This is a genomic window from Gordonia sp. (in: high G+C Gram-positive bacteria) (genome assembly GCF_047600385.1).
GTDB lineage: Bacteria > Actinomycetota > Actinomycetes > Mycobacteriales > Mycobacteriaceae > Gordonia.
This window is the reverse complement of sequence record NZ_JASGKZ010000001.1, coordinates 776918-797345: the sequence shown is the minus strand read 5'-3', so window position 1 is coordinate 797345 and position 20428 is coordinate 776918. Positions and strand designations below refer to the sequence as shown.

Sequence of the window (20428 nt, the reverse complement as noted above, 5' to 3'; positions counted from 1 at the left end):
GAGGAGACGCGACACGCCCGCGGTCGGATGGTCAGCCACCCGCCCGCGGGCGGTCAGCGACGCGACCGCGGCGGTCGGTCAGCGACGCTCAGTACCCCGCCGCGCGCATCGGCGCCGGCGACCACAGTCCGCTCACCCGGCGGTGCCCGAGCTCCAGCTCGGCCGGCTTCGCATCGGGGACCAGCGGACTGAACTTCTCCAGCCCGCCCCAGTCACGACCCCAGTTGTTGCGCAGATAGGTCGGCACGAGGGTGTACGAGAGCAGCGCGTCGCTGATGCCGAGTGGACCGCCGTGCTTACCGGCCATCCACGTCTGGCTGTTGCGCTCGGTGCCCTCGGCATCGGGCATGATCCGCCACTCCGGCAGCTCGAGCACGCCGTTGCGCACCGCCATCGGGCGCTGGCACGGGAACACCAGACCGGGCAGCCAGTCGATGAACACCGGGTCGGTGCGTCCGACGACGTCGTTCAACGTGCGCAGCTCGGGTACGCGCGGCGGCGTGAAGGCGACCCATTCGGGGGCCGCGGCGCCGTCGTCGACCACTTCGAGCTGCACCAGCGTGGCGCCGGGAGGCGCGGCGGCGAGCGGGAAGCGGAGGGTGCGCCATTCGATCTTCTCCTCGAAGGCGTCGATCGGGATCTGCGGCGCCCCCACCGGGATCACCTTGCCGTCGGCGCCGACCCGGGCGTACTTCGCGACCAGCTTGCGGCCGTCGATGACGGCGCCGAGTCCGTTGACCGCCCGGATGGAGCCGACCGCGGACACCACGAGCAGCGGTGACTTCTCCGGCGCCTGTCCGGCGGCGAACGGCAGCCGGTACCAGTCGGTGGTCACCGTGGCGGTGCCGGTGGTGCCGTAGCTGCCCAGGACCGGCGTGGTGGCCGGGTTCAGGCCGTACGGCAGGCGCACCTGCGCGGCCGCCGGGGTCGGCTCGTCCCCGTCCGCACCGCTCGCGGCGTCGCCGTTCTCCCCGTCGGCAGACTCCGTCGTCCCGGTCACCTCGGCATCGGTGACCTCGGAGGTCGCGGTGCTGTCGTCCTCCTCGACCGCGCTGTCGCCGGTCTTGCGCTCCAGCGGGTCGATCCGGACCTCGGAGGGGACGCCGCCCGGGGTGAAGCCGTCGTTCTTCCCGGCCAGCGCGGTCTTCGGCGACGGCGTCGGCCGGCCCGGCAGCTCGGCGGGCGAGAGGAGAGAGCCCTGCGGGTCGGTCTCCACCAGCACGTCGTCGGCCAGACCGCATTCGTCGCCGGACAGCGCCCGCAGGTTCGACGACGTCCACGAGAAGCTGTCGCGCTGCACCCACGCCGCCTTGGCGAACGAGGCGATCATGAAGAACACCACGAGTCCGGCGATCACCGGGAGCGGGGACACCTTGAACCGGTTGATCCCGGTCCGCCGGTAGCCGGTGCGTTTCTCCTCGTCGACGTAGTCGTTCCGGAAGTAGTACCAGAGGCCGACCATCGTGCAGAGCATCGCGAGCAGCAGCACGACCCAGCCGAGTTTGATGCCCGCGACGGCGATCGGCCGGTCCCACCACGAGATGCCGTAGCTGCCGACGTACCACCACATGTTGGTTCCGGTGGCGGCGACGGCGGTCACCAGGAGCACGGCGGCGGCGAAGAACGCCCGGTTGCTGCGCGAGCGCAACAGCGCCGGAGCCATCATCGCGGCGGTGGCGGCGACGATCGAGGCGCCGATGCACGCGTACAGGCCGAAGTGGTGGGTCCACTTGGTCGGCGTGAACGAGATGAAGAACATGGTGCCGAGCATCGCGGCGATCAGGCGCCAGATCGGGGCGCGGGCCACTCCGTTGGGATGGTTCTTGGAGAGCAGCCGGAAGATCGCGATGATCAGGCACAGGAACATGACCAGGATGCCGAAGCGGCGCGAGAACGTGCCGTCACCGGTCTGCAGGATCAGGTAGTAGTAGCGCACCGGCTCCTGCCACCACTCCTGCGTCGGCCCCACCTCGGTGGCGACGCGGCTGCCCTCGATCAGCGGGGCCAGCGGCTGCGCGTAGAAGATCATGAACAGCACGGCGGTGCCGGCCGCGGCGATCGGCGCCAGCATGGGCAGCAGACCGTCGCGTTCGCGGCGCGAGACGATGCCGCGCACCACCGGCCGCAGACCGGCCACCAGCACGGCCACGGCCATCAGGCCGCCGGGCGCCACCGCCAGGGTGAAGGCGCCGAAGATCGCGGCCACCGCGTACGGCAGCAGCCGTCGCGTGGCGATCGCGCGTTCCACCGCACACCAGGTGAGCAGGGCGCCGACGGCCTCCAGCGGCTCGAAGCGGATGCCGTTGTTGTACGGCAGCCAGATCGCCAGGAACACCAGCGCGCCGGACCAGATCGCGGCCGGGCTGGTGCGCACCGACCGACCCAGGCGGGGGATCACCTCGCGGCTGATCAGCCACCAGCCGAGCAGGCCGAGCAGGAATGCGGGCAGACGCAGCCAGGGGGCGGCGACGCTGATCTGCGTCATCCACGACAGCACCTGGTACGGCCAGCCGAACGGGTCCTGCGGCACGCCGAAGTAGCGGAAGTAGTTGATCGCGTAACCGGCTTCCTCGGTGACGCGTGCGACGGTGATGTTGTAGCCGTCGTCGGAGGTGTTGCCGCCCATCAGCCACCAGGCGGCGAGGACGAACAGCACCATCGCGTCGGGCGGGCGGACGGTGAACCAGCCGCGCGGGAGGAAACGCTTGTGGCCGCGGCCGTCTCGCGAGTCGAGCACGCCCAGCGCCACCAGCGAGAGCAGCGTCATCAGGATGCCGAGGATCACCGCGGCGCGTTTGAGCGCGGTCGGGCTGTTGACGAAGCGGGTGTCGACGTCGGCGTGCAGCGACAGGCCGTCGCGGGAGACGTCCGCCGGCAGCTCGGAGAACACGCCGACGATCTGCGGGCGCATCTCGGCGTCGTCGGTGGCGTACCGGACGGTGTCCCCGGACATGCCCTCGGCCCGGGCGGTGACGCCGTCGCCGTCGCCGTCGAACCGGAACACGCAGTCCGGGTTCGACTGGGCGGCCCGGCGGTCCACGCTCAGCAGCACGACGTCGCGGACGGTCATGTTGAGCTTGTCGGCGGTGGCGCGCACGAACATGCCGCGCGCCCCGGCCTGTTTACCGGCCTGGGGGACCGTGGCCACCAGCACCCCGCCCGCGGCCGGGAGCTCCCGGGCCAGGGCGCACGGCACGGTCGCGTTCATCGCCGTCGGGACGTACGACACCATCGGCGCGGTCACGTCGTCGACGGTCCCGTTCTGCGGCCAGGACAGCGCCGCGGACCGCTGCTGCACCGGCAGCAGCGGCGTCGCGACGGCCAGCAGCAGACCCAGCAGGCCGGCCACCACGGCCACCAGCTTGGTCACCCGGTAGTCGTTCGCGGTCAGGAGGGCCCAGCGCGTCGCCGCCGCATCGTTCGACGACGAGGCGCGCTCTGCGGTCGTGGTTTCCTCAGTCATTCTTCGGGGCCTCCACCCGGATCGATCCGGCTCGGGACAGGCCCGACTGGGTCACCTGGCGCGTCGTGACGCGGGCGGTGGCGGCATCCGGGGCGAGCGGGGCCAGCTTCTTGAGCGTGCCCCAGTCCTGGTGCCAGTCGTCCTTCAGATAGGTCGGGACCACCGTCGCCTCGGTGGTGGCCTGCGAGACGGCCAGCAGACCGCCGCCGGAGGCCGCCATCCAGGTCTTGGACTGCATGTTGAGGGTCACGAAGTCGGGCAGGATCCGCCACTTCGGCACCTCCATCACGCCGTGCCGGAAGGCCATCGGCCGCTGGCACGGGAAGAACGCGGCGATCGGGAAGTCGATCAGCGCCGGATCGGCCGAGCCGACCGCCTCCTGCAGCGTCTGCAGTCGGGGCGCGCGCGGCGGCGTGATCCCGATGAACTGCTGCGGACCGAGGTTGGTGTCGTCGAGCACCAGACGCACCACGGTGGCCCCGCCGGGGGCCGCCGACATCGGCACGCGCAGGTTCCGCCACGGCTGGTTGGCGATCTGCGGTCCCGGGTCGATGGGGGTGACCAGCGGTCCCGCGGGCACGAACTCGCCGTTCGCCCCGGACCGGCCGAACTGCACCTTCAGCGACTGGCCGGGCATGTCGACGCCGTTCACGTCGACCGAGGCGATCGCTCCGGCGGTGGCGAAGACCAGGATCGGCGAGGCGTCGCGTGCGGGCAGCCGGTACCAGCCGGTCTCCAGGTGCGCGTTGCCCTGGTAGCCGTAGCTGCCCAGGACCGGCGTGGTGGCCGGGTCGAGGCCGAACGGCAGGGCCACGGTGGAGCCGTTGACGGTCTTCGGTCCGGTGCCGCCGGTGGTGCCGGTGCCCAGGGTGCCGTTGGTGGCGAACGGCTTCGAGGTGGAGCCGCCGACGTGCATCCGGCCCGGGCGGGAGGTCACGGTGGGCGGCCTCAGGTCCTGGGCCACGCCGTCGGGCGTGAAGCCGATACCGCCCTCGCCCGCCAGCGTCGCCGACTGCGAGCGGCCGTCGGCGGGGGTCAGCAGACCGGCGTTCGGATCGGATTCGACGAGGACCTGGTCGGCCATGCCGCACGACGAGCTGCTCAGCGTGTCCACGTTGTGGCTGAACGCGGTCATCGCCGGGGCGCGGGTCACCACGGCCTTGGCGTACAGCCCGAGCGTGGCCAGCACCATCAGCGCCGCGATCACGGTGATGGGCGACGACGCCATGGCCATTCGGCGGCGGTCGGCCTTCGAGTCGGCCTCGCCCGCGCCGTGGTGCGCCATGCCCCTGTTGTCGACGTAGTCCAGGCGCAGGGTCTGCCAGAGCGCCATGGCCACGGCGATCACCGCGAGCACCAGCAGGCCGGACGAGACCTGCTGTCCGGCGAAGGACGGGGCCTGGTCGAACCACGAGATGTTGTAGCGGTAGACGATCGGCCAGGAGTTGAATCCGGAGGCCACGGCGGCGAGACCGAACAGCAGGCCGGCGACGAAGACGGTCAGGTTGCGGCTCGAGCGGGCCGCGCTCTCGGCCACCGCGAGGGTGCCGGTGGCGGCCAGCGCCGCGGCGAGTCCGGCGAAGACGCCGAAGTGGACGGTCCACTTGACCGGTACGAAGAAGAACAGCAGCAGGGTCACGGCGAACGCGCCCACCAGGCGCCAGGCCGGACCGCGTTCGACGCCGTCGACTCCGCCCCGACGCAGCAGCACGGCGGCGGTGACGATCGCCCCGGAGAACAGCAGCAGCAGCGGGACCCGGCGGGCGATGGCGCCGTCGGGGGTGGTGACCGAGACGAAGTAGTAGCGCAGGAACTCCTGGCTCCACGGGATGATGGGACCGGTCTGGTAGCGGATCTTGAGCGCTTCGAGGACCGTCATCAGCGTCTGATCGCGGAACACGACCACCAGCACCACCAGCGCCGCGGCGCCGATCGGGGCCAGCAGCGAGAGCAGCGAGTCCTCGCGGCGGCGCTCGACCAGGACCCGCAGCAGTGCGCGGGCGCAGACCAGCAGGATGGCCAGGGAGATCGCGCCCTGCGGTGCCAGCGCGACGGTGAAGGCCGCGGTGGTGGCGGCCAGCGCGGCCGGGAACAGCTGTTTGGTGGCGATGGCCTTCTCGGCGGCCCACCAGGTGAGCAGCGAGCCGAGCACGATGATGCCCTCGGTGCGCAGTCCGGAGCAGAACGGCATCCAGAACACGAGGAACACCGAGGCGGCGGCCCAGCCCGTCCAGCCGGTCGGCTTCACGGCCCGCCCGAGGCGGGGCAGCACCACGCGGCTGAGCAGGAACCACGAGAGGAGGCCGGCGATCATCGCCGGGAGGTGCAGCCAGACCAGCGACGAGCTGATCGAGCCCCAGAACGCGAGGAAGGCGTAGTACCAGTCGAACGGGGCCTCGGCGATACCGAAGTAGCGGTAGTAGTTCGAGAGGTAGCCGGCCGCGTCCGCGGTGCGGCCCATGTTGATGATGTAGCCGTCGTCCGGGGCGCCGGCACCGACGAACAGCCAGACCACCAGCACCAGCGTCACGGCGGCATCGGTGGCCCGCGGGCGCAGCGCGCGGATCCGGTCGGCGAGGCGGAGGGCGGGCGGCCCGCGGTGGCCGCGGATCAGATCCAGGCAGTACAGGGCGAACAGCGCGACCAGGGCGGCGAGCACCGCGATCACCATGACGACGGTCTTGAGGAGCGTCGCCGAGCTCTCGTAGCGGTTGTCGACGACGATCGTCGAACGCATCCCGGCGGTCTCGAGCGCCGCCACCTGGTCGGTGCTCAGCGCGGTGAAGACGCCGTCGATCTGCGGCCGCTTGTCCGACGGCAGCACGGTCGCGGGGCCGAGGCCGACGAACTGGGCGCCGACCTGGGACGGGGAGACGAACACGCGCAGGTTCCGGCACCGGTCCGAGGCGAGTTCGGCGTGTGTCGCGGTGGCGGCGACGTTGGAGCGGAAGAGCACCGTGACGCGCTCGTCACGGGTGTTGATCACCAGCGCGCTGCCCGCCAGGCGCGGGGCGTCGGGCGGCATGGTGGCCAGCAGCACGCCGTTCTTGCTCGCGGCCCGTTCCAGTGCGGCGCACGGCACCGTGATGTCCAGACGCTGCGGCACCTGGGCGATCAGCGGGGCGACGACCGACGGGTCGTCGTCGTTCAGCTGCTGGCCCTGCGGCCACGTGATCGTGGCTTCGGTGACCTGGACGGGGAGGAAAGGGACGGCCAGGGCGGCGACGATCGCGACGAGTCCGCCGATCGCAGCCAGCAATCGGGCCTGCGGGGCCGACAGCGGGGCCGATCGCGCGGAACGCTCGGTCGCTTCGGGGGCAGTCGTTGACACGATCTCTGAGGTTAATGCACCAAGCTGAGCACACCCAATGCTCCCGACCCGCGGCGGTGCGTGACGTCTGCGACAGGGGTGCGGTCGGGACCGGTCACGAGCGGATGGGCGCCGGACTCCAGAGGCCGCTGCGGGTGACGCTCTGGTGATCGATCACCGCGGGCGCGGCGGCGTCGTACGGCGCGTACACCTCCAGGGCGCCCCAGTCGCGGCCGATGTCGCCCTGCAGATAGGTCGCGACGGTGTCCGGGCGCTGCGACATCTCGAGCCAGCCGAGCGGTCCGCCGCCGGGACCGGACTGCCAGGTGCCGACGGCCGCGGCGAGGTCGGCGCCGGGCTTGATCCGCCAGTGCGGGGTCTCGGCGACGCCCGCGTGGAAGGTGAACGGCCGCTGGCACGGCACCACCAGGCCCGACGTCCAGTCGACGTGCACCGGATCGGTGGATCCGACGGTCTCCGAGAGGGTGGACATCTCCGGCAGTCGCGGCGGGGTCACGACGACGAACCGGTCCTTGGCGAGGCTGTGGTCGTCGGCGACGATGCGCACCGCGGTGAGTCCGTCGGGCAGTCCGGCGGTGTCGATCCGGACGTTGCGCCACGACGGCTGCGGGCCGGGGTCGATCATCTGGACGGAGTCGACGGCCGTGATCTCGCCGTCGCGGGTGCGGGGGCCGATCTTCTCGGTGGTGTACTCCAGGCGCAGCTCGATGGGGGCGAACCGGCCGGCCACCGAGAAGGTGATCAGCGGACGGTCGCGGTAGTCGGCGGGCAGTCGGTACCAGCCGGAGGTGAGTCCGGCCGGGGTCTGGGCGTCGTCGGCGTAGCTGCCGAGCACCGGGGTCCGGGCCGGGTCCAGCCCGAAGGGGAGCGCGGCCGGACTGCCGTTGACGCCGGGTTCGGTGAGCAGTCCGCCGCCGGTGCCGCCGCTGTTGGCGATCAGCAGGTCCTTGTCGACGTCGGCGGCGCCGGCCAGCACGCCGAGACTGCCCGACGACGCCCGCGTGTTGAGGTCTTCGGGCACGCCGTTCGCGGAGAAGCCCGCGGTGGGGCTGCGTTCGCCGTCGCGCGGCTGGGTGGCGGGCCCGGCCAGCGGGTCGGTGAGGGTCCCGTCGACGGGGGACAGGAGGTGGTCGCTCGGGTTCCGCTCCACCCAGACCTTGTCGGCCATGGCGCAGGGCCTGCCCGCGAGCGCCTCCAGGTTGGAGCGCGGCACCGAGTACGACCGACTCTGGTTGATCCCGGCGAAGACGGCGGTGACCAGTGCGAACACCACCAGCGTCCCGGCCGCCACCCCCATCGGCGCGCGCGCCGGCCAGGCGAGGGCGCGACGGACCCGGGGGAGCCGGACGTCCTCGGGATGGTCGAGGACGGGATCGGTGCCGGCGAAGGGCTCCCGGAAGTGGAACCAGAGTGCGGTGGCCAGCAGGGCCAGGGTGAGGTACAGCAGGACCTGGCCGATCATGACGCCGGCGACGGTCACCTGCCAGGTGCCCCACGGCATGCCCCACGCCGAGGAGTAGTAGTAGGAGTTCGGCGCGGTGAGTGCGAGCCCGGTCACGAAGACGACGAGGGCGGCGAACAGCGTCCGGTTGCGCCGGGAGTGCGTGGCATCGGTGCTCGCCGCGACCGTGGCCAGGGCGGCCAGGGCCGCGGTCAGGCCGGCGAAGACCCCGAAGTGATGCGTCCACTTGGTGGGCGTGAACATCAGGAACAGCAGCGACGCGAACGTGATGCCGACGATGCGCAGCGCCGGGCCCTGGGCGGTCCCCGGGATACGGCCCTTGCGCAGCAGGACGGCTCCGGACACCACCAGCGAGAGCACCATCGCCAGCACCGCGAAGCGCCGCATGATGGAGCCGTCGGCGGAGAAGGCGAAGAGCGACGAGTAGCGATCGATCTCGTTGTACCAGTAGGCCGACGGGCCCACCGCGGTCTTCATCGCCGAGCTCTGGGTGAACGCGGCCAGCGTGAGATCGGTGAAGACGACGAAGAGGACGAACGTTCCGGCGGCCAGGATCGGGGCCAGCAACGACGTGTACGCCCAGCGGTCGCGGCGCCCGGTCAGTCGGGTCACCTCGCGGGCGCGGGCGACCAGCGCCAGCAGCATCGGGCGCGCCCCGGCCACCAGCGCGGCGACCGCGAGCACCCCGGTCGGGCCGGCCGCGATGGAGAACGCCCCGACCAGGCAGGCGATCGCCGCGGGCAGCAGCCGTCCGGTGGCGATGGCGCGTTCCACCGAGCACCAGGTGAGCAGGGCGCCCAGGGCGATGATCGGCTCCGGTCGCAGACCGTTGTTGAACGGGAACCAGCAGGCCAGGAAGACGACGGCGGCGGTCCACGCGGGCGCGGTCCGGACGCGGCCGCCCAGCGCCAGGCCGGAGGTGGCCCGGCCCAGCCGCGGCAGCACCTCGTGGCTGATGATCAGCCAGCTCACGATGCCGCAGAGGAGTGCCGGGATCCGCATCCACGGGCTCGCGACGGTCACCTGGCTGAGCAGGCCGAACACCTGGTAGTACCAGCCGAACGGCGACTCCGGCGCACCGAACCAGCGGAAGTAGTTGGCGGTGTAGTCGCTCTCCTGCGCCACCCGCGACATGGTCATCAGGTAGCCGTCGTCGGAGGTGTTGGGGCCGACGAAGTGCCAGAGGAGCAGCAGGCCGATCACGGTGAGATCGCGGGCGTTCAACCGCCACCAGCGGGCCGGGAGGATCCGCCGGTGGCCGCGGCCGTCGGTGGCGTCGAGCCGGGCCAGCGCGGCCAGCGACACCAGGGTCATCGTGATGCCCAGGACGATCGCGAACCACTTCAGCACGGTCGGCGCGGTGCTGTAGCGGGAGTCGACCTCGACGTGCGCGTGCAGCCCCGGCAGCGCGGCGGCCGGGCCGGAGAGCTGGGTGAACAGACCGGTCAGCTGCGGCCGCTGGTCGCCGAGGTCGACCTCGGAGGTCGACGCGGTGCGGGGCTCGTCGTCGTCGTTCGTCAGGCCCTCGAAGCTCGCGGTGACCTCGTCGGAGTCGGCGGTGACCGTGATGGCCGAGCAGGCGCGCGTGAGGACCTGGTCCAGCGGCGCCGACAGGAGCGGGTAGTTGCGGTTGACCACCTCGACGCTGCGGGTCGCGGCGGGGTCGTCGGTGGAGCCGGTGACCCGGACGAACAGTCCGCGCTCGGCGGCCTTCGGGGCCGACGGCGAGGTGGTGGAGAGCAGCACGCGACCGTCGCTCGGCAGGTCGCCCGCGGCGGCGCACGGGATGGACGCCGCGAGCGAGATCGGCGCGTACGAGATCAGCGGGGCCGAGACCGAACCGATCCTGCCCTGTTGGGGCCAGCTGATCTCCGAGGTGGTCTGCTTCACGGGGAGCAGCGGAGTCGCGAGCGCGAGGATCAATCCGGCGAGCCCCGCGACGATCGCGATGACTTGGGTCCGACGGACCGAGAGAAGCGGCACAGAGGCATCGTAGCGATGCCGTCGCCGCGGGTGGATCCGGTGCTTTCCGTAGACTCTGCGAGCATGTCGAGTTCCTCCGCCGCCCCGCTGCCGATCCTGCTGCTGAACGGCCCCAACCTGAACATGCTGGGCGTCCGGCAGCCCGAGGTGTACGGCTCGGCCACGCTGGACGACGTCGTGGAACTGGTGGAGCGCACCGCCGCCGAGTCCGGGCACGGCGTGCGCGCCCTGCAGACCAATCACGAGGGCGAGATGATCGACGCCCTCCACGCGGCCTGCGGCCAGATCAGCGGCATCGTGATCAATCCGGCGGCGTGGACGCACACCTCCGTCGCGCTGCGGGATGCGCTGGTGATCCCGGACGTGCCGATCGTCGAGGTGCACATCAGCAACGTGCACACCCGCGAGCGGTTCCGGCAGCACTCCTACGTGTCGCCGATCGCGGCCGGGGTGATCGCCGGATTCGGGATCGCCGGTTACGAGTACGCCGTCCGGCATTCTGGTGACGCTCGTCTCCTGATTCCCGGTCGATGTCCGGTCCGCCGGCGTCACCGCGTAGGGTGGGGTCATCGGCTTCCCGGGTCCGTCCCGCCGAAGCTGCGCGTCGTAGAACGCTCCCCGGTCCGCGCCGTCGATCCTGATCCGGCGCACCGATGACTTTCCTGCGGCGAACGGATGCGCACACCTGCGTGTTCGCCACCCGATTCCCCGGCCGGAAGAATCGTCGTCGCGCCCTGCGCTCGACGTTTCGCCGCGGTGGATCCCTGAGCCGCAAAGGCTGAATTGATGACGACTGCTTTCACCGACCTCGGTGTGCCCGCCCCCATCGCGGAGGCGCTGGCCGCCGACGGCAAGACCGCCCCGTTCCCCATCCAGGAGAAGACGCTGCCGGACAGCCTGACCGGGCGCGACGTGCTCGGCCGCGGCAAGACCGGCTCGGGCAAGACGCTGGCCTTCTCCATCCCGCTGGTCACCCGGCTGGCCGGGATGGGCGTCAAGCGCGCCCCGGGCCGCCCCACCGGGCTGGTCCTCGCGCCGACCCGCGAGCTGGCCACGCAGATCGCGGTGGCGCTGACGCCGATGGCCGAGGCGATGGGCCTGCGCGTCACCACCGTGTTCGGCGGGGTGAAGCAGGCCGGGCAGGAGCGCGCGATGCGCACCGGCGTCGACATCGTCGTCGCCTGCCCGGGCCGGCTGGAAGATCTTATGAACCAGCGCATCGTCTCGCTCGACGACGTCGAGATCACCGTGCTCGACGAGGCCGACCACATGGCCGACCTCGGTTTCCTGCCCGGGGTGACCCGGATCCTCAACGCCACCCCGCGCGGCGGCCAGCGCATGCTGTTCTCCGCGACCCTCGACAACGGTGTCGACAAGCTGGTCCGGCGCTTCCTGAACAACCCGGTGACGCATTCGCTGGAGGAGGCGCACAGCCCGGTCGAGAAGATGACGCACCACGTGTTCGAGGTGCGCTCGGCCACGGAGAAGAACGATCTGGTCCGCGAGCTCGCCTCCGGCTCCGGTCGCCGCATCCTGTTCATGCGCACCAAGCACCAGGCCAAGAAGCTGGCCAAGAAGCTCACCGCGTCGGGCATCCCGGCGGTGGATCTGCACGGCAACCTGTCGCAGAACCAGCGGGACCGCAACCTCGCGTCGTTCGCCGCCGCCGACGGCGCCCGCGTGCTGGTGGCCACCGACGTGGCCGCGCGCGGCGTGCACGTCGACGGCGTCGAGCTGGTGGTCCACGTGGATCCGCCGGCCGAGCACAAGGCGTTCCTGCACCGCAGCGGTCGTACCGCGCGGGCGGGCAGCGACGGCGACGTGGTGACCGTGTGCCTGCCCGAGCAGCGCGGCGATCTGCGCAAGATGCTGCAGAAGGCCGCCATCAAGGTGACCCCGCAGCAGGTCACGGCGACGTCGATGGCCGTCGACGCGCTGGTGGGCGAGCGAGCCCCGTACCGCGAGCCCGTCGCGGAGCCGGCCCCGCAGCAGCAGCCGCGCAAGCGCTCGGGTCAGGGCGGTGCGGGTCGCGGCTCCGGGCGCGGCGGCTCGGGTCGCGGCGCCTCCGGTCGTGAGGGTGCCGGTCGCGGCGGTTCGGCGGGCGGCAACGCCTCCGGCCAGGGTCGCTCGGGCGGCGGTCGCGGTCGTGGCGGCCGCGGCCCGGAGAACGCCGGCGGGGCCCGTTCGGGCGGCGCCCGGTCGGCCGGTGCGGCATCGGGCGAGGGTCGCGGGTCGTCGAACCGCTCCGGCGGCGTCCGCGCCGTCGCGCAGCCGCGGGCCGAGGGCGGGGCTCCCGCCCAGCGGCGTCGTCGGGCGGCCCGCCGTCCGGCCGGTGCGCCCTCCGCGCACTGACCCGGAGCGCACCGCTCACCGTCGACGCGGGGCCTTCGAGATCGGCGACCACCCGGTGGTCACCGACCTCGAAGGCCCCGTCGGCATCCGGGGTCTTCCCAAGAACGCCGACGAGTGTCACACTGAGACACATCATCGGGTCCGAATCACATAGTCGAGTGCGCTCCCCCGCGTGCACGCGACGTAGACGAAGGACCGATTCCCTTGACTCTCCTGACTTCCGCCTCGACCGGTTCCGCCCGCCCGGATACGCACGACTCCCGCATCCTCTCCGACCGGGTGCAGGCCTGGGCGGACCAGAACACCTGGGATCGCTCGTGGCGATCCGGTGACCTCCTCGGCGCCAAATCCGGTCGCGCCGTCTCGGTGGTGATCCCCGCGCACGACGACGAGGAGACCGTCGGCACCGTGGTCGCCGGCGTCGTGTCCCTGCTCGGCGGGCTGGTCGACGAGGTGGTCGTCATCGACTGCGGTTCGGTCGACGCGACCGCGCAGCGGGCCGCGGCGGCGGGAGCCCGGGTGGAGACCCGGGAATCGGTGCTTCCGCGGGTGCCGGTGCGCCCGGGCCGCGGCGAGGTGCTCTGGCGCGCGCCCGCGGCGGCCTCGGGCGACCTCATCGTCGTCCTGGACGCCGATCTGGTCGACCCCGACCCCGATTACGTGCCGCGCCTGGTGGCCCCGCTGATCGTGCACCCCGAACTCCGCCTGGTGAAGGGCTTCTCGCGGAGCGATCCGCAGAGCGGTGATCCGGCCGAACGCGTCGTGCAGCGGTTGATCGCGTCGCTCCTGCCCGAGTTGGCCGGGGTGGAGCAGGTGCTGTCGGGAGGTTTCGCGGCGACCCGCTCGCTGTTGAACTCGCTGCCGATGGCGCCCGGGAGCGGCGTCGAGGTGGGACTCCTGACCGACACGCTGGAGAGGTACGGGCTCGACGCGATCGGGCAGGCGAACCTGGGGCTGGTGCGGCGGCGCCGGTGGGCGCGCCCGGATCTCGCCGTCGTGGCCTGTCAGGCGGCGTCGACCCTGCTGCAGCGCGTCGGCACGACGACGGGAGCCCCCTCCCTGGAGGAGGCGATCTCCTCGGTCGGGTTCGCGATGCCCGCGCAGAGCCCGGCTCGTTTCGATCGCCCGCCGTTGCGGGCGTGGCGTACCGTCGCCGTGTGACCATGACCGTGCGCCGACTCGCGGCCCGCCGCGGGCTCGGCCTGTCGATCGTGGCCGGTGCCGCCGGCGCCGAGCGCACGGTCCGCTGGGCGCACGCCATCGAACTGCGCGATCCGGTGCCGTGGCTGTCCGGCGGCGAACTGGTGATGACGACCGGTCTGGCCTGGCCCGACGACCCCGACGGGCTGCGCGACTACGTCCACCGACTCGACGACGCCGGCGTCGCCGCGCTCGCGGTGGACACCGGCACCACGTTCACCGCCATCCCGGAACCGGTCCTCGCCGCCGCGGAGGAGCGGGGTCTCGCGCTGCTGCGCGTGCCCGCCGAGACGCCGTTCATCGCGGTGTCGCGGGCGGTGATCGACGACCTCAACGCCGACCTGCTGCGCGCCGTCCAGCGGGTCGTCGACGATCAGGAACGACTGGCCCGGGCGGCCGCCCGCGGCGGGATCGCCCTGCTGGCGGAGACGCTGAGCAGCAGGATCGGCGCGGGCGTCTGCGTCGTCGACCGGGCCGGCGAGGTGATCGCGCAGGCCGGTGCGGTCGCCGGGGTGCGGGCGCGGATCGTCGCACGTCTGGCCTCCGAGGGCGACCGGATCGGCGGCAGCCGGGTCATGGTCGACGACGAGGCGACGCTCACACTCAACCCGCTGCCCCCGACCGGCGACCCGCACGGGTATCTGGCGGTGTCGTCGCCGCGCGCCGTCGATGCGGCGGCGCGGGTGCTGGTGGGGCATGCGGTGTCGCTGCTGTCGTCGGAGATGGCCAAACCGCTGGGGGTGCTCGATGCCGAGTCCCGGCTGCGGTCGGCGTGTCTGGCGCTGCTGCGATCCGGCGGTGCGCTCGATCCGCAGCTGGCCCGGCGGCTGGGATTTCGTGACGGCGACCCCGTCTCGGTGCTGTTCGTGCTGCCCGGTGCGACGCCGCCGGAGGCGGCCGCACAGGCGGCGGCTCAGGCCCTCGATCGGGCCGGAGCGAGCCATCTGATCGAGGCCCTGGACGACGGCGTGGCGCTGGTGGTGGCGTCCTCGGCGGCGTCGCACGTCGGGGAACTGCTGGTCGCCGCGTTGGCCCGGCCGACGGCCGAGCCGGTGCGGATCGGCATCGCGCGCGACGGTGCGCTCGCCTCGGTGCCGGCCGGGGTGGGGCAGGCGCGTGCTGCGGCCGCCGCGGTGCGCGACGGCACCGGGGTGCGCCGTATCGACGAGGTGAGCACCCTGGCGCTGCTGCTCGATCAGCGTCCGGAGGCGCGGGCGGCGCTCATCACCGGGAGCCGACTCGAGGTGCTCGTCGAGCACGACGGCCGCGAGGGCACCGACCTCGTCGCGACCCTGGATGCGTATCTGCGCAGCGGGGGCCGGATCGACGACGCCGCGGCCGCGCTCGGCGTGCACCGTCACACCCTGCGCCATCGCATCCGGAAGGTGATCGCGGTGACCGGGCGCGACATCGACGATCCGGCGCACCGCGCCGAACTCTGGCTGGCCCTCCAGGCCCGGCTCCTCGGACCTACTCCGGCAACCGAGGCGGCGCGGAACGGTAGGTGACCGGGGTCGCGGACAGCACGATCGGATTCGCGACCTGACGGGCCGCGGCCCCGGGGATCTCCACGGTCGGCTGCAGACCGAGCCGTTCCCCCAGGGCGAGGGCCTCGGCGACGTCGTTGATCGGGCCGGCCGGGACGCCGGCGTCGTTGAGCAGCGCGAACCAGTCGTCGGCCGAACGCCGGACCAGCAGCTCGGTGAGCAGGGCGAACAGCTCCTCCCGGTGGGCCACCCGCGCGGTGTTGTCGGTGAACCGGGCGTCGGTCGCCAGCTCCGGTGCGCCGAGCACGCGGGTGAGGGCGGCGAACTGCTTGTCGTTCCCGACGGCGAGGACGATCGGCCGGTCGGCGGTGGAGAACACCTCGTACGGCGCGATCGACGGATGCCGGTTGCCCATGGCCGCGGGCACCACCCCGGCGCCGAGGAACCCCGACGCCTGGTTGACCAGCGACGAGAGCGCCGTCGAGAGCAGATCGGTCTCCACCCGCTGACCCTCGCCGGTCCGGGCGCGGTGCGCCAGCGCGGCCTGGATTCCGGCGAGTGCGTGCAGGCCGGTGAGGACGTCGACGAGGGCCACCCCGACCTTGGTCGGCTGCGACGGATCCGGGCCGGTCACGCTCATCAGTCCGCCGACGGCCTGCACCAGCAGGTCGTAGCCGGCCAGCGCGGCGCCCGCCCCGGAACCGAAACCGGTGATCGAGCAGTACACGATCCCCGGCCGGACGCGCCGGGCGTCGTCGTACCCGAGACCCAGCTTCTCCATGGTGCCGGTGCGGAAGTTCTCGACGACGACGTCGGCCGCAGCGATGAGGTCGAGCGCCTGCGCCCGGCCGGCGTCGGAGCCGAGGTCGATCACGACCGACTCCTTGTTCCGGTTCACCGCGTTGAAGTAGGTGGCCTGGCCGTCGGCGTCGAGCGGCGGACCCCATGCGCGGGTGTCGTCGCCGCCGCCGGGCCGCTCGATCTTGATGACGCGGGCGCCCAGGTCGCCGAGCATCATCGTCGCGTACGGCCCGGCCAGGACCCGGCTGAAATCGGCGACGACCAGGCCGTCGAGAGCCCCTGCGCTCATTGCGCGCCTCCCCGCAGATAGGTGGTGCAGGCGTGCGTGAAGAACTCGCGCGACGCCTCGCCCTGTTCGCTCGGACCGTACCCGCTGCGTTTGGCGCCGCCGAAGGGCACGTGCGGGTCGGCCCCCGCCGACTCGGAGTTGACGTGCACGATGCCGGTCTCGATCTCGGTCGACGCCCGCAGCGCGATCCCGAGATCCCTGGTGAACACGGCGACGGAGAGGCCGTACTCGCCGTCGTTCGCGAGCGCGAACGCCTCGTCGACGCTCGCCGCGCGGCGGACGGCCACCACCGGGCCGAACAGTTCGTCGCGCCAGATCCGGTCGTCGTCGTCGAGTTCGAGCACCGTCGGCGCGCAGTAGTGGCCGGATCCCGCACCGGTCGCTCCGGCGACGACGATGCGCGCGCCCCGCTCCACCGCGGCGGCCACGGCGGCCTCGATCCGGGACCGCGCGGCGGCGTCGATCACCGGCCCCACGTCGACGCCGGGTTCGGCCGGATCGCCGACCCGCAGCGCCGTCACGCCCGCGCTCAGCAGCGACAGGAACTCGTCGGCGATCATCTCGTCGAGCACCAGGCGTGACGTCGCGGTGCACTTCTGGCCGGTGGACCGGAACGCCCCGGCCATCACCTGGTCGACGGCGAGACCGAGATCGGCGTCGGCCAGCACCACCGCGGCGTTCTTGCCGCCCATCTCGGCCTGCACCGGGACCCCGCGCGCGGCCCCCGCGGCGGCGACGGCCCGGCCGACGCCGGTGGAGCCGGTGAAGGTGATCGCATCGATGCCGGGGTGCTCCACCAGGGCCCGGCCGACGGCGTCGTCGCCGATCAGCAGGGCGAGCACCCCGGCGGGGAGCCCGGCGTCGTGCAGCGCCGACGCGAGCCGCTGCGCCAGCAGCGGGACCGACGCGGCCGGTTTCCACACGACGGCGTTGCCGTGGATCAGCGCCGGGGCGATCTTCCACGCGGGGATCGCGACGGGGAAGTTGAACGGCGTGATCGCGGCGACCACGCCGAGCGGACGCCGCGTCACCAGGATCTGCTCGCCGGGCCGCGGGGAGTGGAAGATGCTGCCGGCCTCGCGGTCGGCGGCGCCCGCGCAGTACCGGAGGATCTGGGCGGCGCGGCGTACCTCGCCGATGCCCTCCGGCAGGGTCTTGCCCTCCTCGGCGGTCAACTCGGCGCCCCACGCGTCGGCGTTCGCCTCCACGATCTCCGCGGCCGCGACGAGTACGGCGGCCCGCCGGTGCACGGGTTCGGCGGCCCAGGCCCGGGCCGCCGCCCGGGCGGCGGCGACGGCCTCGGGGACCTGGTCGGGCCCGGCGTGCGGACCGGCCGCGACCAGGACCGACGGATCGGCCGGGCTGCGGTCTTCGAGCGGGCTTCCGGTGCCGGCGATCCATCGTCCGCCGATGAGCTGCTGCAGTTCGACGCTCACGCTGTTCTCCTCACGTCTTTCGATCGGTGTTCGACGAGGCCGCGCTCAGCGGAACGCGGGGATCCCGGTGAGGGCCTTGCCGATGGACAGCATGTGCATCTCCGAGGTGCCCTCGTAGGTGAGCACCGATTCCAGATTGTTGGCGTGGCGCAGCGGCGAGTACTCCAGGGTGATCCCGCTCGCCCCGAGGATCGTGCGCGCGGTGCGGGCGATCTGCAGGGCCTCACGCACGTTGAGCTTGCCCAGGCTGATCTGGTCCGGGGTCACGGTGCCGGCGTCTTTGAGGCGGCCGAGCTGCAGCGCCAGGAGCATGCCCTTGCCGAGTTCGAGGCTCATGTCGGCGATCTTCTCCTGGGTCAGCTGGTAACCGGCGAGCGGGCGGTCGAACACCTCGCGGGTCCCGGCGTACTCGATGGCCGTCTCCAGGCTGTCGCGGGCGGCGCCGAGCGCACCGAAGACGATGCCGAAGCGCGCCTCGTTGAGGCAGCTCAGCGGGCCGCGCAGCGACGTCGCACCGGGGAGCCGGGCCGAGTCGGGGAGGCGGACGTCGTCCAGGATCAGCTCGGAGGTCACCGACGCCCGCAGCGACAGCTTGCGGTCGATGTCGCGGGTGGTGAAGCCGGGGGTGCCGCGCGGGACCAGGAAGCCCCGGATGCCCTCGTCGGTCTGCGCCCAGACGGTGGCGACGTCGGCGAGGCCGCCGTTGGTGATCCACATCTTGGTGCCGTTGAGGATCCAGTCGTCGCCCGACCGCTTGGCATGCGTGCGCATGCCGGCCGGGTTGGAGCCGAAGTCGGGTTCGGTGAGACCGAAGCAGCCGATGGCGTCGCCGGCGGCGAGCCTGGGCAGCCACTCCTGCTTCTGCTCCTCCGAACCCCACGCGTAGACGGAGTACATCGAGAGCGAGCCCTGCACCGAGACGAAACTGCGGAAACCGCTGTCGCCGGCCTCCAGCTCCATGCAGGCCAGGCCGTAGCTGACGGCGTTGGTGCCCGCACAGCCGTACCCCTGCAGGTGCATGCCGAGCAGGCCCAGGTTCCCGAACTCCTTGGCGAGGTCGCGGGGCATGGTCGACGACTCGAACCAGCCCTGCAGGTTCGGGCGCAGCGTCTGGTCGACGAAGGCGCGGGTGGTGGCGGCGATGTCGCGTTCGTCCGCGGTGAGCAGGGTGTCGATGCCGAACAGGTCGAGGGGGGTCCGGGTGTCGGTCATGGGGTTCCTAACGGGGAGGTGTGGCGGGAGTCAGCGGGCGAGGGCGGCGAAGGCGTCGCGGAGGACGCCGATGCCGTCGTGCAGGAGCGCATCGGAGATCGAGAGCGGCGGCAGGAAACGGAGCACGTTGCCGTAGGTGCCCGCGGTGAGGACGAACAGTCCGCGGGCGTGCGCGTACCGGACGATCTCGGCGACGGCGGCCGGATTCGGGGTGGAGTCGCCCGCGCCGGCGACGAGTTCGACGGCGATCATCGCGCCGCGGCCGCGGATCTCGCCGATGATCCCGGCGGGATCGTCGAACGTCGCGAGTTCGGTGGTCAGGACGTCGCCGATCGCGGTGGCCCGGGCCAGCAGGCCCTCGGCCTCGACGGTCTCGAAGACGCCGAGGGCGGCCGCGCACGCGACCGGGTTGCCGGCGTACGTGCCGCCGATCCCGCCGGGGTGGGCGGCGTCCATGATGTCGGCGCGGCCGGTGACCGCGGCCAGCGGCATGCCGCCGGCCAGGCCCTTCGCGGTGGTGATCAGGTCGGGGACGATGCCCTCGTGTTCGCAGGCGAACCAGGTGCCGGTGCGGGCGATCCCGGACTGGACCTCGTCGGCGACGAAGACGATGCCGCGTTCGGTGCAGAAATCGGCGACGCGCCGGAGGAAGCCGGGGGCCGGGACGATGAATCCGCCCTCGCCCTGGATCGGTTCGACGACCACGGCCGCGGTGTTCGACGCGCCGATCTGCGAGTCGACCAGCAGCGCGAACCGGGCGAACGCCTCGTCGGCGGCGTTCGCCGGGCCGCTCGGCCACCGGTACGGGTAGGCCATCGGCGTGCGGTGGACCTCCGGCGAGAACGGCCCGAAGCCCTCCTTGTACGGCTGGTTCTTGGCGGTCATCGTCATGGTGAGCTGGCTGCGGCCGTGGAAGGCGTGGTCGAAGACGACGACGGCCGAGCGTCCGGTGGCGATCCGCGCGTACTTGACGGCGTTCTCGACGGCCTCGGCGCCGGTGCTGAAGAGGGCGGTGCGCTTGTCGTGGTCGCCGGGGGCGAGGGCGTTGAGTCTCTCGGCGACCTCGAGGTAGCCCTCGTACGGGGTGGCGAGGAAGCAGGTGTGGGTGAAGCGCGCCATCTGCTCGGTCATGCGCTCGACGACGCGCGGGGCCGCGTTGCCGACGGTGGTGACGGCGATGCCGCTGCCGAAATCGATGTGCGAGCGGCCGTCGACGTCGACGATCACGCCGCCGCCCGCGGCGTGGGCGTACATCTGGGAAGCGCTGGTCAGGCCGGCGGGCAGGGCGGCGGCACGACGTCGTGCCAACTCCGCCGAACGCGGCCCGGGCACGGTGGCGGCGGTGCGCTCCTGCGGCAGTGCGGGCCCGCCCGCGGCGGGGAGGGAGGTGTCGACGGTGCTCATGGCGGCTC

Annotated in this window: 10 protein-coding genes and 1 pseudogene; 4 read left to right on the top strand and 7 right to left on the bottom strand. The window is 72.5% G+C overall.

Annotated elements, in window-relative coordinates:
* Positions 1–88 precede the first annotated feature (88 nt).
* The 3 genes from QM809_RS03655 to QM809_RS03645 all read right to left on the bottom strand — a co-directional run bounded on the left by QM809_RS03655 (position 89) and on the right by QM809_RS03645 (position 10239).
* The gene (locus QM809_RS03655; RefSeq protein WP_415044464.1) at positions 89–3463 is read right to left on the bottom strand and encodes an arabinosyltransferase domain-containing protein; all 3375 of its coding nucleotides are present in this window, start codon (positions 3461–3463) and stop codon (positions 89–91) included.
* Positions 3456–6794 carry an arabinosyltransferase domain-containing protein gene (locus QM809_RS03650; RefSeq protein WP_415044463.1) on the bottom strand — a complete coding sequence of 1113 codons (3339 nt, stop codon included), beginning with the start codon at positions 6792–6794 and terminating at the stop codon, positions 3456–3458. Before QM809_RS03650 ends, QM809_RS03655 begins: the two co-directional genes overlap by 8 nt.
* Before the next feature lie 94 nt (positions 6795–6888).
* On the bottom strand, positions 6889–10239 hold the full coding sequence (locus QM809_RS03645) for an arabinosyltransferase domain-containing protein (protein WP_415044462.1): 3351 nt from the start codon (positions 10237–10239) through the stop codon (positions 6889–6891).
* 63 nt (positions 10240–10302) lie between these two features.
* Between QM809_RS03645 and aroQ the strand changes: the two are divergent.
* The 4 genes and pseudogenes from aroQ to QM809_RS03625 form a co-directional block, all read left to right on the top strand.
* Positions 10303–10734, top strand: a pseudogene (aroQ, locus tag QM809_RS03640) (type II 3-dehydroquinate dehydratase); the annotation flags it as partial.
* A 291-nt stretch (positions 10735–11025) separates the two neighbouring features.
* A complete protein-coding gene (locus QM809_RS03635; RefSeq protein ID WP_415044461.1) occupies positions 11026–12591 on the top strand; it encodes a DEAD/DEAH box helicase in 1566 nt (521 codons plus the stop codon).
* 204 nt (positions 12592–12795) lie between these two features.
* On the top strand, positions 12796–13752 hold the full coding sequence (locus QM809_RS03630) for a glycosyltransferase (RefSeq protein WP_415044460.1): 957 nt from the start codon (positions 12796–12798) through the stop codon (positions 13750–13752).
* Positions 13753–13754: 2 nt separating this feature from the next.
* On the top strand, positions 13755–15299 hold the full coding sequence (locus tag QM809_RS03625; RefSeq protein WP_415047004.1) for a PucR family transcriptional regulator: 1545 nt from the start codon (positions 13755–13757) through the stop codon (positions 15297–15299).
* Here QM809_RS03625 and QM809_RS03620 read toward each other — a convergent pair.
* The 4 genes from QM809_RS03620 to gabT are packed head-to-tail and all read right to left on the bottom strand — an operon-like array spanning position 15262 to position 20420.
* The gene (locus tag QM809_RS03620) at positions 15262–16368 is read right to left on the bottom strand and encodes a CaiB/BaiF CoA transferase family protein (protein WP_415044459.1); all 1107 of its coding nucleotides are present in this window, start codon (positions 16366–16368) and stop codon (positions 15262–15264) included. The genes QM809_RS03625 and QM809_RS03620 overlap by 38 nt on opposite strands.
* Entirely contained in the window at positions 16365–17804 is a 1440-nt protein-coding gene (locus tag QM809_RS03615; RefSeq protein WP_415044458.1) for an aldehyde dehydrogenase family protein, read from the bottom strand. The genes QM809_RS03620 and QM809_RS03615 overlap by 4 nt, the downstream gene beginning before the upstream one ends.
* A gap of 45 nt (positions 17805–17849) precedes the next feature.
* The gene (locus QM809_RS03610; protein ID WP_415044457.1) at positions 17850–19016 is read right to left on the bottom strand and encodes an acyl-CoA dehydrogenase family protein; all 1167 of its coding nucleotides are present in this window, start codon (positions 19014–19016) and stop codon (positions 17850–17852) included.
* Between the two features lie 30 nt (positions 19017–19046).
* A complete protein-coding gene (gene gabT / locus QM809_RS03605; RefSeq protein ID WP_415044456.1) occupies positions 19047–20420 on the bottom strand; it encodes a 4-aminobutyrate--2-oxoglutarate transaminase in 1374 nt (457 codons plus the stop codon).
* Positions 20421–20428: the final 8 nt, after the last annotated feature.

Coding starts and splice junctions, on each gene's coding strand:
- QM809_RS03620 (WP_415044459.1), bottom strand. CDS start 16,368: ATGAGCGCAGGGGCTCTCGACGGCCTGGTCGTCGCCGATTTCAGCCGG.
- QM809_RS03610 (WP_415044457.1), bottom strand. CDS start 19,016: ATGACCGACACCCGGACCCCCCTCGACCTGTTCGGCATCGACACCCTG.
- QM809_RS03635 (WP_415044461.1), top strand. CDS start 11,026: ATGACGACTGCTTTCACCGACCTCGGTGTGCCCGCCCCCATCGCGGAG.
- QM809_RS03625 (WP_415047004.1), top strand. CDS start 13,755: ATGACCGTGCGCCGACTCGCGGCCCGCCGCGGGCTCGGCCTGTCGATC.
- gabT (WP_415044456.1), bottom strand. CDS start 20,420: ATGAGCACCGTCGACACCTCCCTCCCCGCCGCGGGCGGGCCCGCACTG.
- QM809_RS03655 (WP_415044464.1), bottom strand. CDS start 3,463: ATGACTGAGGAAACCACGACCGCAGAGCGCGCCTCGTCGTCGAACGAT.